The sequence below is a fragment of the Streptomyces sp. NPDC088252 genome, from assembly GCF_044740965.1.
Lineage (GTDB): Bacteria > Actinomycetota > Actinomycetes > Streptomycetales > Streptomycetaceae > Streptomyces.
Genome location: NZ_JBIURS010000022.1, coordinates 104,403 through 117,210, shown reverse-complemented (window position 1 = coordinate 117,210; position 12,808 = coordinate 104,403). Strand labels below are relative to the sequence as shown.

General features: G+C 71.0%; 8 protein-coding genes and 1 pseudogene. 4 read left to right on the top strand and 5 right to left on the bottom strand.

All coding sequences use genetic code 11. The annotated features are described in order from the left end of the window. Window positions 1-23: 23 nt before the first annotated feature. A pseudogene (locus ACIOHC_RS33680) lies at window positions 24-137 on the bottom strand (GlxA family transcriptional regulator); the annotation flags it as partial. Between the two features lie 27 nt (window positions 138-164). Here ACIOHC_RS33680 and ACIOHC_RS33675 point away from each other — a divergent pair. Together ACIOHC_RS33675 and ACIOHC_RS33670 are read left to right on the top strand one after the other, a co-directional pair. Further along, window positions 165-1,028, top strand: a complete 864-nt coding sequence (locus ACIOHC_RS33675) for an SCO6745 family protein (protein WP_365689776.1) — start codon at window positions 165-167, stop codon at window positions 1,026-1,028. 123 nt (window positions 1,029-1,151) lie between these two features. Beyond that, window positions 1,152-3,590, top strand: a complete 2,439-nt coding sequence (locus ACIOHC_RS33670) for a Tex family protein (protein WP_401845272.1) — start codon at window positions 1,152-1,154, stop codon at window positions 3,588-3,590. A 211-nt stretch (window positions 3,591-3,801) separates the two neighbouring features. Here the strand turns inward: ACIOHC_RS33670 and ACIOHC_RS33665 are convergent, their stop codons facing one another. From ACIOHC_RS33665 to ACIOHC_RS33655, 3 genes are all read right to left on the bottom strand, one after another. Beyond that, window positions 3,802-5,439, bottom strand: a complete 1,638-nt coding sequence (locus ACIOHC_RS33665) for an ABC-F family ATP-binding cassette domain-containing protein (protein WP_365689780.1) — start codon at window positions 5,437-5,439, stop codon at window positions 3,802-3,804. Between the two features lie 213 nt (window positions 5,440-5,652). Further along, entirely contained in the window at window positions 5,653-6,960 is a 1,308-nt protein-coding gene (locus ACIOHC_RS33660) for a M14 family metallocarboxypeptidase (RefSeq protein ID WP_351084555.1), read from the bottom strand. Then, window positions 6,957-8,951 carry a Xaa-Pro dipeptidyl-peptidase gene (locus ACIOHC_RS33655; protein ID WP_351084553.1) on the bottom strand — a complete coding sequence of 665 codons (1,995 nt, stop codon included), beginning with the start codon at window positions 8,949-8,951 and terminating at the stop codon, window positions 6,957-6,959. Before ACIOHC_RS33655 ends, ACIOHC_RS33660 begins: the two co-directional genes overlap by 4 nt. 211 nt (window positions 8,952-9,162) lie before the next feature. Between ACIOHC_RS33655 and ACIOHC_RS33650 the strand changes: the two genes are divergently transcribed. Together ACIOHC_RS33650 and ACIOHC_RS33645 are read left to right on the top strand one after the other, a co-directional pair. Further along, window positions 9,163-10,647: a M1 family metallopeptidase gene (locus tag ACIOHC_RS33650; RefSeq protein ID WP_401845269.1), complete on the top strand. Its 1,485-nt coding sequence runs from the start codon at window positions 9,163-9,165 to the stop codon at window positions 10,645-10,647. A gap of 157 nt (window positions 10,648-10,804) precedes the next feature. Then, window positions 10,805-11,854 (top strand): LacI family DNA-binding transcriptional regulator, encoded by a 1,050-nt coding sequence (locus tag ACIOHC_RS33645; RefSeq protein ID WP_401845267.1) that lies wholly within the window; start codon window positions 10,805-10,807, stop codon window positions 11,852-11,854. Here ACIOHC_RS33645 and ACIOHC_RS33640 read toward each other — a convergent pair. Further along, entirely contained in the window at window positions 11,817-12,734 is a 918-nt protein-coding gene (locus ACIOHC_RS33640) for an oxygenase MpaB family protein (RefSeq protein ID WP_351084547.1), read from the bottom strand. The genes ACIOHC_RS33645 and ACIOHC_RS33640 overlap by 38 nt on opposite strands. Between the last annotated feature and the right edge of the window lie 74 nt (window positions 12,735-12,808).

Here is a 12,808-nt window from a genome sequence, read left to right as displayed (position 1 = left end):
GTGGCGGGTGGCGGGTCGTGCGGTCAGCGGGTGACGGGCTGGGCGCGGAACCGACGGCGGTATTCGGCGGGTGCCGTGCCGAGGGTCTTGATGAAGGCGCGCCGCATGGCCTCCGGGGTGCCGTAGCCGCAGGCGCGGTACCGACCAGTCGGTAACGTACGCGCATGACCACTCTCCCGGCGCGCGCCGGACGCCGCTGTCACAACGCACTCAACCCACTGCACTCGACGGTCTACTTCTCCCCCGACCTCGGCAAGGAGTTCGCGGAGCTCGGCATCGACGACCCGAACGCCGCCTACTTCGCCGCGCGCGGCGCGGCGCTGGGCGCGGTCGGCCCCGGCACGGTCACCGCGGCCTTCTACAACTTCAACCACGACCTCGTCGCCCGACACCTCCCCGCCGTGTGGTCCGTCGCCTCGCCGCAGGCGGCCCTGGACGCCCGGCTGCGTGCCGCCGACACGACGCTGCGCCGGCTGCTCGGCGAGGAGATCATCGCCTCCCCCGAACTGGCCGAGGCCGCCGGGCTGGCGCTGCGCGCCGCCGAGGCGTGCACCCGACACGCCCGGCCGCTCTACGCCGCCCACGCCGATCTTCCGGTGCCCGAGCAGCCGCACCTGGCCTACTGGCACGCGGGCACGCTGTTGCGCGAACACCGCGGTGACGGTCATGTCGCGGCTCTCCTCGCCGCCGGTCTCGATCCGGTGGAGGCCCTGGTCAGCCACACCGCGACCGGCAAGGGCATGAACCCGCGCTGGATCCTCACCACCCGCGGCTGGCGCCGCAGCGACTGGGAGGAGGCGACCGAGCGGCTGTGTGGGCGCGGAATCCTCGACGCTGAGGGCGAGTTGACGGACGCGGGCGTCGCCCTGCGGGCGGAGCTGGAGGACGTCACGGACCGGATGGATCTGGCCCCGTACGAGCATCTGGGTGAACAGGGCGTGGCGCGGCTGACCGAGCTGGGGCGCGGATTCCTGTTCACGGCGGCGTCGGCCGGCGCGTTCCCCGCCGATCTGATGGGCAAGGGCTGAGCACTCCGAACCGCGGCGACTGGGGTGGTCGGGCGACACGGCGCCCGGCCACCCGGCACAATGCAGGCCAAGGGGTCCGCCCCGGTAAGCACAGCCCGTACGAGAAGGCGAGTCGGTAGAACCGTGACGACGTCCATCGAAGGCAGGATCGCCGAGGAGCTCGGCGTACGCGAGCGGCAGGTGAAGGCGGCCGTCGAGCTGCTCGACGGCGGGTCGACCGTGCCGTTCATCGCCCGCTACCGCAAGGAAGCGACCGAGATGCTCGACGATGCGCAGCTGCGCACACTTGAGGAGCGGCTGCGCTACCTGCGGGAGCTGGAGGACCGTCGTACGGCGATCCTCGACTCCGTGCGCGAGCAGGGCAAGCTGGACGAGGCGCTGGAGGCGCAGATCCGGGCCGCCGAGACCAAGGCGCGCCTTGAGGACATCTATCTGCCGTTCAAGCCCAAGCGCCGCACGAAGGCACAGATCGCCCGGGAGGCCGGGCTCGAACCGCTCGCCGACGGCCTGCTCGGCGACCCCTCGGTGGAGCCGCTCGCCGCCGCTGCCGCCTTCGTCGACGCGGACAAGGGCGTCGCGGACGGTGCCGCCGCACTGGAGGGGGCCCGTGCCATCCTCGCGGAGCGTTTCTCGGAGGACGCCGATCTGATCGGCGAGCTGCGTGAGCGCATGTGGTCGCGCGGGCGGCTGGCCGCCAAGGTGCGCGACGGCAAGGAGGAGGCGGGGGCGAAGTTCGCCGACTACTTCGATTTCGCGGAACCGTTCACCGCGCTCCCCTCGCACCGGGTGCTCGCCATGTTGCGCGGCGAGAAGGAGGAGGTGCTCGACCTGGTCCTGGAGCCGGAGGAGCCTTCCGAGACGCCCGGCCCCTCGACGTACGAGAACATGGTCGCCCGGCGCTTCGGGGTCGGCGACCGCGGCCGTCCCGGCGACAAGTGGCTCGGCGACACCGTGCGCTGGGCCTGGCGGACCCGGATCCTGGTGCACCTCGGCATCGATCTGCGGCTGCGGCTGCGTACGGCGGCGGAGGACGAGGCGGTACGGGTCTTCGCGTCGAACCTGCGCGATCTGCTGCTCGCCGCGCCGGCCGGGACGCGGGCCACGCTGGGGCTCGACCCGGGCTTCCGCACGGGTGTGAAGGTCGCCGTGGTCGACGCGACCGGCAAGGTCGTCGCGACGGACGTCATCCACCCGCACGTCCCGGCGAACAAGTGGGACCAGTCGCTGGCCACGTTGGAGCGGTTGGCGAAGGCGCACGACGTCGACCTGATCGCGATCGGCAACGGCACGGCGTCCCGCGAGACCGACAAGCTCGCCGGTGAACTCATCGACAAGTACCCCGAGTTGAAGCTCACCAAGGTGATGGTTTCGGAGGCCGGCGCTTCGGTGTACTCGGCTTCGGCCTTCGCCTCCCAGGAACTCCCCGACATGGACGTGTCGTTGCGAGGCGCCGTGTCGATCGCACGCCGCCTCCAGGACCCCCTCGCGGAACTGGTGAAGATCGACCCGAAGTCGATCGGCGTCGGCCAGTACCAGCACGACCTGTCCGAGGTGAAGCTGTCGCGCTCACTGGACGCGGTCGTCGAGGACTGTGTGAACGGTGTCGGCGTCGACGTCAACACCGCGTCGGCGCCGCTGCTTTCACGGGTCTCCGGGATCGGCTCGGGACTCGCGGAGAACATCGTCGCGCACCGTGACGCGAACGGACCGTTCCGTACGCGCAGGGCGCTCAAGGACGTGGCGCGGCTGGGCCCGAAGGCGTACGAGCAGTGTGCGGGCTTCCTGCGCATCCGGGGCGACGACCCGCTGGACGCGTCGAGTGTGCACCCCGAGGCGTACCCGGTGGTGCGGGCGATGGTGAAGCGGACGGGCGGTGACGTCGCCTCGCTGATCGGCAACACGGGTGTGCTGCGCTCGCTGCGGGCCGACGACTTCGTGGACGAGAAGTTCGGCCTGCCGACGGTCACCGACATCCTGAAGGAGCTGGAGAAGCCCGGGCGCGACCCGCGACCCGCGTTCAAGACGGCCACCTTCAAGGAGGGCGTCGAGAAGATCGGCGACCTGGCCTCCGGGATGGTGCTGGAGGGCGTCGTCACCAATGTCGCGGCCTTCGGCGCGTTCGTGGACATCGGTGTGCACCAGGACGGCCTGGTGCATGTGTCGGCGATGTCCCGCACCTTCGTGAAGGACCCGAGGGATGTCGTGAAGCCGGGCGACATCGTGAAGGTCAAGGTCATGGACGTCGACATCCCGCGAAAGCGGATCTCGTTGACGCTGCGGCTGGACGACGAGGCGTCGGCGGGGAGCCAGGGCGGCGGGCCGAGGCGGGAGCGGAGCGAGCGCGGTGGCCAGGGTGGCCGACCGCCGCGGCAGCGCCAGGGTCAGGGCGGTCAGGGCGGTCAGGGCGGTCAGGGCGGTCAGGGCGGTCAGGGCGGTCAGGGCCGAGACCGGCGCGGTGGTGCCGGCGGTTCCGCTCGTCCGGCGCCGGCTCCGGTGAACAGTGCGATGGCGGACGCGTTGCGGCGGGCCGGGCTCGCGGATCCGAAGCAGAACGGCAACTAGGGGCTTTCGTTCGGACCGGCCCCCGCGAGCCCGGCGTGATCCGAACGAGAGGCCCTGGGGCCGACGTCGCAAGCGGGCGGGGGTGCGGTCCGCTGCGCTGCGCGGAGCCGCCCCTCCTCTCCGGTCGCTTCCCGGGGCCGAGGTCCGGGTCCGAGGCCGGCCCCGGACCCTGTCCTCGGACGATGGTCGCCGGGCCTGCCCTGCGGAGTCCTCAGAGCTCCTTCACCCTGCCGTCCACCACCTCGACGCGCCTCGTCGTCCTCACCGCCTCCAGCATGCGCCGGTCGTGGGTGACCAGCAGCAACGTCCCCGAGTACGACTCCAGCGCCGATTCCAGCTGCTCGATCGCGGGCAGATCGAGGTGGTTCGTCGGTTCGTCGAGGACGAGGAGGTTGACGCCCCTGCCCTGGAGCAGGGCGAGTGCCGCCCGGGTGCGTTCGCCCGGGGAGAGCGTGGTCGCGACACGCATCACATGGTCCGCGCGCAGACCGAACTTGGCGAGCAGCGTGCGGACTTCGGCCGGTTCGGTGTCGGGGACGGCGGCACAGAAGGCCTCCAGGAGCGACTCCGAGCCGTGGAACAGCTTGCGCGCCTGGTCGACCTCTCCGACCACCACGCCCGAGCCGAGCGTCGCGTGTCCGGCATCCAGCGGGAGGCGGCCCAGGAGCGCGGCGAGGAGAGTGGACTTGCCCGCTCCGTTGGCGCCGGTGATGGCGACCCGGTCCGCCCAGTCGATCTGCAGGGACGCCGGACCGAAGCTGAAGTCGCCCCGCACCACCCGCGCTTCGCGCAACGTCGCGACGACCGAACCCGAACGGGGTGCGGCGGCGATCTCCATCCGCAGTTCCCATTCCTTGCGCGGCTCGTCGACGACATCGAGGCGTTCGATCATGCGCTGGGTCTGCCGGGCCTTCGCGGCCTGCTTCTCGCTGGCCTCGCTGCGGAGCTTGCGGCCGATCTTGTCGTTGTCGGTCGCCTTGCGGCGGGCGTTCTTGACGCCCTTGTCCATCCAGGAGCGCTGCATGTGTGCGCGCCCTTCGAGGGAGGCGCGCTTGTCGGCGTACTCCTCGTACTCCTCGCGGGCATGCCTGCGAGCCCGCTCGCGCTCCTCCAGGTAGGCCTCGTACCCGCCGCCGTAGAGGTTGATCTGCTGCTGGGCCAGGTCCAGTTCCAGGACCTTGGTCACGGTCCGCATCAGGAATTCCCGGTCGTGGCTGATGACGACCGTGCCGGCGCGCAGCCCGGAGACGTAGCGCTCCAGGCGCTCCAGACCGTCCAGGTCGAGGTCGTTGGTGGGCTCGTCGAGCAGGAAGACGTCGTAGCGGGAGAGCAGGAGGGAGGCCAGGCCGGCGCGGGCCGCCTGGCCGCCGGAGAGCGCGGCCATCGGCAGGTCGAGGCCGACGGTCAGGCCGAGGTCGGCGGCGACCTCCTCGGCACGCTCCTCCAGGTCGGCGCCGCCGAGCGCCAGCCAGCGTTCGAGCGTCTCGGAGTACGCGTCGTCCGCGCCGGGCGCCCCGTCGACGAGGGCCTGCGTCGCGGCGTCCATCGCGGTCTGGGCTTCGGCGACTCCGGTACGGCGGGCCAGGAACTCCCGTACGGTCTCCCCCGGCCGCCGCTCCGGTTCCTGCGGGAGGTGGCCGACGGTGGCGGTGGGCGGGGAGAGCCGGAGCTCGCCCTCCTCCGGCCGGTCGATTCCGGCGAGCAGCCGGAGCAGAGACGATTTACCGGCCCCGTTGACTCCGACGAGACCGATCACATCACCGGGTGCGACGACGAGGTCGAGCCCGGTGAAGAGTGTGCGGTCGCCGTGTCCGGCGGCGAGGTCCTTGGCGACGAGAGTGGCAGTCATCAGGGTGCCGATCCTAATCGGCGGACGGACCGCTCCCGGCCCGACCGGCCCGGCCCACCGGGGACGTGGGCGCAGACCGGGAGGTCCGCCGTCACCGGCGGATCCCCCGGCCATCCGTGCGCCGTCCGTCCCGCGTCGCTCATGACGCCTTTCACGGATGCCGTGATTTCGCTCTCCGTGGTCGGCACCGCACGCCGCGCTCATCCCATGGGATCAACAGGCCGTATCGGCCTGCCCCTCTGTGAGGTGATATGTCGCCCTCTCGTCCAGGAGCAGCGGGATCAGTTTCCGGGCGGACTGCCGCAGCGGTACGTACGCTCCGTCGCCGTCACGCCGGGAGGTGACGCCGTGCAGGGCGAGTTCGTCCTTGACGTCGTCGAACTGGGCCTTCGTGAGCCGGTATCCGCACGGCGGGTTCTGGAGGACCTGTCCGGGCTCGGGTGCCTGGTTGTCGGCGCCGCCGAGATGGATCGGACCGCGGTCCTTGAATCCGGCGGCGCGCGACGCGGACGTGGCGGCCTCGATCCGGCCTCGCCGTGCGTCGGTGAAGGCGAACAGGCCGTCGAGCGCGGTGAGCTGGGAGTCGACACGGCGTCGGCCGTTGAGCGCCGGATCGGCCTGCTCGGCGTCGGAGAGCGCGTCGACCCGGGATTCGATGAGCAGGCCGACGGCGTGCTTGATGCCGGAGGCGTTGCGCAGGATGCGTTCCTGTCCGTCGCCCGCGGTCTGCTTGATCGGATCACCGGTGACCGGGTCGGTCCAGATGCCGTAGAGGCCGCTGCTGTAACCGGCCTCCTCGGCGGTGGGCCGCACATAGCGTTCGGCCAGGGTCTGCGATTCGTCGTGCACCCGGTCGGACGCGTTGAGGTTGCGCGGCCACAGGACGAAGAGGTCCTTGTCGTAGTACGGCGGGGTGGCCCCGTACTCGTGCAGGTCGTAGATCACATCGGGTTCACGGTCGCGGATGACCGCCGCCATGGCACGGGCCTCGGCGGTCCGCAGCGCGATGTGGTCACGGTTGATGTCCACGCCGTCGGAGTTGCCTCGGGTGTCGGCGGCACGCCCGTCGGGGTTGGCGGTGGGCACGACGAGGACGGTGGTACGGGAGAGAAAGGCGCGGGTCGACCGGTCCTGCGCGTAGGCCAGATCGCGGATGGTCGTCAGACATGCCTCGCGGCCGGCCGGCTCGTCGCCGTGCTGACTGCAGATCAGCAGCATCGTGTTCGCGGTGGGACGGTGGTCGCCGATCCGGACGAGCTGGAGCGGGCGGCCCTGTTTCGTCGTGCCGATCCGGTCGACGGAGACCCGGTCGCTGCCCCGGTCGACGGCGGCCAGGAAGGACTGTTCCTCCGGCTGGCCGGTCCATCGGGCCCCGTGGCTGCTCTCGAAGCCGGTACGGGGCGGGGTGTGCGCGGCCTCGGCGGGCACGCTGATCAGGGGCACGGCCAGGACGGCGGCGGCCGCCGTCAGGACCAGGTTGCGGCGGACGGGCCGGCGTGCGGCCGGTGTGCGGGCTGTCATGAGTGGCTGCCTCCCGGGATGCGGCGGGCGGGACGCGGCGACGTCACGCCCTCGGAGTGGACTGCGCGGGGGGTGGCTGTCGCGGTTGCGGAACCCGCGGTGGCGCGTACGAAGGCTCCGGCGCCACCGGTGAGCGGCAGCTTCGCGGACGTACGGGCCAGGTCGAGGGTGAGCGTGGGCGTGGAGTCCGGTGGGTCGATGAGGTCCCGGTCGGTGCCGGCGACGATCAGGGCGAGCCGGTGGCCGGCCGGAACGACGTGGTCGGTGGCCGCCAGGTCGATGGTGATCGTGTAGGCCCTGCCCGGAGTGAGGGGGCGGCCGTGTCCGGCTGAGGCGTAGGTGCCGAGGTCCGCCCAGCCGCGGCTGAGGACGGTCCGGTCGACCGCGGCCGTTCGGGCCCGGGTCTCCTTGAAGCAGGAGCTGTCGCCGGTCGTGGTCGCGCCCCAGCAGGTGCGGTCGGTGAGAGTGGTGATGCCTTCGCCGGACGAGCCGTAGTCGCGGATGGTGTCGGGGCCGATGTCCACGAGGACCGCGGAGAGATGGGCGGTCGATGTGGTCGGGGTGGCGGTGACGGTCACTGTGGACGATCCGGCCAGGCGCAGGTCCCGGGTGAGCGGCGAGGTGCGGAATCCGGCCTTGGCGCCCGTGGTCCGGTCCAGGTCGGCGGCCCACTCCGTCTCGCTCTGTGCCGGATCGTCGGTGAACGTCTCGGTGGTGCCGGGGCGGGCGGGCTTCAGAGCGAGGGTGCCGACGCCGGGTTCCTGGCCGGGGCCGGGGCGCACGGTGGTGCGGTGCGTGGTGCGGGGTGGCCAGACCCTGTCGGTGGACCACTGGTCGGGGTGGCGTTCGATGTCGGCCATCGGCTCACGGTCGATGCCGTTGTCGTAACCGAGGAGGTAGTGGTCGAACCAGCGGTGCAGCGTGTCCACCCACGTGGCGCGCCGGTAGTCGAACGGGTCGACGTGCCCGGTCTGCGAGAGCCAGATCTTGCGCTCCACACCTCGGTCCGCGAGTGCGTCCCACCACTGGCCGAGGTGCTTGGTGCGGACGTTGAGGTCCTGCATGCCGTGTACGGCGAAGACGCTGGCCTTCACCTTGTCGGCGTTCTTCACGTAGTCGCGCTCGCTCCACAGCTTCGTCCAGTCACCGGTGCGCGGCGCCTGGTCGACGAGCCGGCGCTGGACCGTGGCACAGCGCCCGCGCGCCTCGGGACTCTCCACGTAGCCGGAGAGCCAGTCGGGGCCGCTGTCGTAGAGCGGCGCGCCCTGGGCGAAGTAGTAGTCGTACCAGGAGGAGATGGCGCCGATCGGCACTATGGTCCGCAGTCCGTCCACTCCGGTGGCCGCGACACCGTTGGCGACGGTGCCGTCGTAGCTCTTGCCGATCATTCCCGTGCGGCCGTCGGACCAGCCGGCTGTGGCGCGTTCGCCGCCGGTTCGGGTGGTGTAGCCGCGGGCGCGGCCGTTCAGCCAGTCGACGACCGCCTTGGCGGACTGCACGTCGGAGCGCCCTCCGACGTCGACACAGCCGTCAGAGCGATTGGTTCCGGCCAGATCGACGGCGACGAAGGCGTAGCCGCGCGGCACGAAGTAGTTGTCGTAGTAGAGGGGGAACTGGACGGGTCGGCCATGGGTGTCGTACGTCTTCAGCTGGCTTTCGTTGCCCCGGCCGCAGCAGGAGTAGTAGGGGCTGGCGTCCATGATCACAGGGATCTTGCGGCCCTGTCGGGCGGGTTCGCCCGGCCGGACGATGTCGACCGCGACCCGGTCGCTCTTCCCATCGCCGTCGCCGTCCAGTCCGGTGTCCACCCAGACGGATTCGCGGACGGCGTTCTCGTACGAGTAGACGGGCCTGCTCTCCGGGGGGCCGCTCTCGCGAGGACCGGCACCCTGCGCGCCCGCCGGCGAGAGCAGGACGGCCATCAGGGCGGCCACGGCAGCCACCACCAGCGATCTGTACGTCAAGCGGGTGTCCCGCGCGCGTGTCGGCATGGGCGGAAGGTACCCCGGTCAACTCCCGTGCAACAGAGGGCGATCACCGAGCAATATGGCGTAGCCATGCCATATTCATGGCCGGCGCTGCATGTCGGCCGAATGGCGATCATGTGACAGCTCTGGCCATGGACACGACTGTCGCGGCAGTCGCTGAATAGTGTCGACGTGACGGTTCGAAAGATCATTCGTCCTACGACTTGGAGCACTCGTGCACCGCAGATTCATCGTCCCGAGCGCACTGGCGGCCTCCCTGCTGCTGGCGATCCCGGCCTCGGCCGCCGAAGGCACCGTGGGCGCCCCGGGCATCGGCGACCCCTACTACCCGGCCAGTGGCAACGGCGGCTACGACGTGTCCCACTACGACCTGCGGCTGACGTATCAGCCCGCGACCGACCTGCTGGAGGGCACGGCGACGATCCTCGCCACGACCACCCAGCAACTCTCCCGCTTCAACCTCGACTTCGGGCTGGACGTCTCCGAGGTGCGGGTGAACGGCAAGAAGGCCGGCCATGTCAGGACCGGCGACCAGGAACTGGAGATCACCCCGGCGGCGGCGCTACCGAAGGGCAAGGCCGTCTCCGTGGTCGTGCGGTACGCCGGAAAGCCGTCCGAGGTCGAGATCAACGGCTGGACCTCCTGGGTCCGCACCCCGGACGGCGCGGTGGCCGCGCAGGAGCCGGAGTCGGCCGCCTGGTGGTTCCCCAGCAATGACCACCCGCTGGACAAGGCCACCTACGACATCTCCGTATCGGTACCGGACGGCACCCAGGCGATCAGCAACGGCGTTCTCCAGTCGCAGAGTTCGAAGCTCGGCTGGACCCGCTTCAACTGGCGTTCGAGCAAGCCCCAGGCCACGTATCTGACGACGCTGGCGATCGGGAAGTTCGACATCACGACGGACACCACGTCGGACGGGCTGCCGGTCGTCAACGCCTACAGCAAGGACCTCGGCGCCAACGGCGGCGCGGCACGCGCCAGCATCGAGCGGAGCACCGAGGTCGCCGAGTGGCTGACGGAGGTCTTCGGGCCGTATCCCTTCGACGCGCTCGGCGGATACTCCCCCAATGTGAAGAGCGGGTTCGCGCTGGAGACGCAGACCAGGCCGTTCTACAGCCCGAAGCAGTTCGCGAACGGCGCGAACGTCTCGGTCGTCGTCCATGAGCTGGCGCACCAGTGGTACGGCGACAGCGTGTCCCTCAAGGGGTGGAAGGACATCTGGATCAACGAGGGTTTCGCGCGCTACAGCCAGTGGCTGTGGTCGGAGAAGGAGGGCGAGGGAACCGCGCAGGAACTGGCGGACTACACCTACGCCCAGCATCCGGCCGACGACGCCTTCTGGACGGTGAAGCCCGGCGACCCCGGACCCGACAACCAGTTCGACGCGGCCGTCTACGACCGGGGCGCGCTGGCGATCCAGGCGCTGCGCGAGAAGCTGGGCGACGAGACGTTCTTCGAGTTGCTGAAGGGCTGGCCGACCGAGCACGCGTACGGCAACGCGAGCGTGGCGGACTTCGTGACGTACGCGGAGCGGGTCTCGGGCAAGCCGCTCGCCGGCTTCTTCGACACCTGGCTGTACCGGCCGACGCGGCCCGAGGCCCCCGCGGCGGCCGGGGCACGCGCGCTGCGCGCACCCGCCGAGCCCGCGTCGTGGAAGCAGATCGCGGCGACGAACACGATTCACGACCACCACTGACGCGTCCGCGGACCCGTTCGTGGCCCCGTCGCCCCCACTCCTCGGTGGGGCGACGGGGCCCGGCGGACGGCCGGTGGCGCCGGATAGGCTGAGGGCGTCGGTGCTGTCCGACCGGCCCGCCGATTCCGGCCGATCCCGCGCGTACGAGGAGCGTCCCTTGTCCGGTCCGACCCCCGACTCCCCACGCGATGCCCGGCCCACGCTGGAAGCGGTGGCGGCTCTCGCCGGGGTCTCACGGGCGACGGCCTCCCGGGTGGTGAACGGCGGGGCGGGTGTGCGGCAGCCGCTCGTGGAGCAGGTACGCAGAGCGATCGAGGAACTCGGCTACGTTCCGAACCACGCCGCGCGGACCCTGGTCACCCGGCGCAACGGTGCGGTCGCCGTGATCATCGACGAGCCGGAGTTCCGGATCTTCTCCGACCCGTTCTTCTCCCAGCAGATCCGCGGCATCAGCCGCGAACTGAACGCGTACGACTCCCAGTTGGTACTCCTTCTGGTGGAGGGCAGCGGAGATTTCGACCGCGTCGCCCGCTATCTCGCCGGTGGCCATGTGGACGGCGCGCTGGCGTTCTCGCTGCACACGGACGACGAACTTCCCGCGATCATCCGCCGGTTCCAGGTGCCCACGGTCTACGGCGGACGCCCCGGTCGGCCGGGCGCGGCGTCCGAACTGGCCGTCCCGTACGTCGACTGCGACAACCGGGGTGGCGCGGCCGAGGCCGTACGCCATCTCGTCTCCCTCGGCCGGCGGCGGATCGCGCACATCGCCGGACCGCGCGACCAGACCTCGGCACTCGACCGGGTCGACGGCTACCGCGATGTGCTGCCCGGCTCGGATCCGGCACTGCTCGTGGAGGGCGACTTCACGGTCGAAGGCGGCGCACGGGCGATGGCACGGCTCCTTGAACGCCGCCCCGACCTGGATGCGGTATTCGCCGCCAACGACCTGATGGCCTCGGGCGCCCTGCGGGTGCTGCACGAGCACGGCCGCAGGGTGCCTCAGGAGGTGGCGCTGGTCGGCTTCGACGACATGGTGTCGATCGCCGAGTCCACCGAACCCCCGTTGACGACGATCCGTCAGGATGTCGAGGGAATGGGCCGGTTGATGGTACGGATGCTGATGCGGCAGCTGAACGGCGAGGGCAGGGACGACGAGCCCGAGTCGCTGATCACGCCGACCGAATTGGTACGCCGGAACTCCGCCTGAGCCTCCCCCTGCCCCGGACCGCCTTGCGATGCGCGGCACGGGCCCTGCGCGCGTACGGCAGATAGCGCAGCCGCTCCGGGAGCACGGGCACGACACGCCGCACCACCCCGCAGAACCTCCGCAGCCTCCGTTCCTGTGCGTCCGTCCACTCCAGCCCGATCGCCGCCCGTGCCTCCGGCGGCATCAGCCCGATGGTGATGAACCGGCGGAACCTGGCCAGCGGTGGGAACAGCACCGGCCACAACGCCTTCAGCAGCAGCCGCAGCGGCAGCGGTCCCCGGTCCGGCGGCGGCACGGGGCGGTCCACGGCTGTCAGATCCTCGACGACGACGTTCAACCCGACCTTCTCGGCGAGCACCTTTCGGAAGTACGGCCAGAACTCCTCGATCGTCTGCGGCATGTCCCGGTCGTGGATGCCGAGCACTCTGCCGACCTGCAGCCACTCCCGGTACAGCGCCCGCTCCTGCGCCCCGGTGAGCGGCCGGACGAGATAGCGCGTGGCGTGCTGGTAGACGGGAAAGCCCGTTGCATGCACCCACGCGTAGTTCGCGGGCGACAGCGCATGGTAGCGATGCCCGCGGACATCGGTGCCCTGGATGGTGCGGTGCAGTCGGCGGAGCCGGCGCCCCTCCTCGGCGGCCCCCTCGCCCCCGTACACCCAGAGCTGGAGCGAGCGCAGGGACCTCTCGCCGCGCCCCCACGGATCCGTCCGGAAGACGGAGTGCTCGTCCACGCCCGCGCCGACGGCGGGGTGGGCGACCTGGAGAGTGAGGGCGGCGGGCAGCATCAGCAGGGCACGGATGTCGCCGGAGATGCTCCAGAGCACACCGCCGGGCGGCGGCGGGACGGGGGTGTCGCCTCTGTCTGTTTCGGTGCTCATGACGCTCCCGACGGTCGGCGGGACGTGCGGCCAGGGTCTTTCGTTCGGATCGGGCCGGATCCGAACGCCGGGGC

What these genes read in the sequence shown, in the direction of transcription:
- ACIOHC_RS33675 (WP_365689776.1), top strand. Translation starts at nt 165, where the DNA reads ATGACCACTCTCCCGGCGCGCGCCGGACGCCGCTGTCACAACGCACTC.
- ACIOHC_RS33665 (WP_365689780.1), bottom strand. Translation starts at nt 5,439, where the DNA reads ATGACTGCCACTCTCGTCGCCAAGGACCTCGCCGCCGGACACGGCGAC.
- ACIOHC_RS33660 (WP_351084555.1), bottom strand. Translation starts at nt 6,960, where the DNA reads ATGACAGCCCGCACACCGGCCGCACGCCGGCCCGTCCGCCGCAACCTG.
- ACIOHC_RS33655 (WP_351084553.1), bottom strand. Translation starts at nt 8,951, where the DNA reads ATGCCGACACGCGCGCGGGACACCCGCTTGACGTACAGATCGCTGGTG.
- ACIOHC_RS33640 (WP_351084547.1), bottom strand. Translation starts at nt 12,734, where the DNA reads ATGAGCACCGAAACAGACAGAGGCGACACCCCCGTCCCGCCGCCGCCC.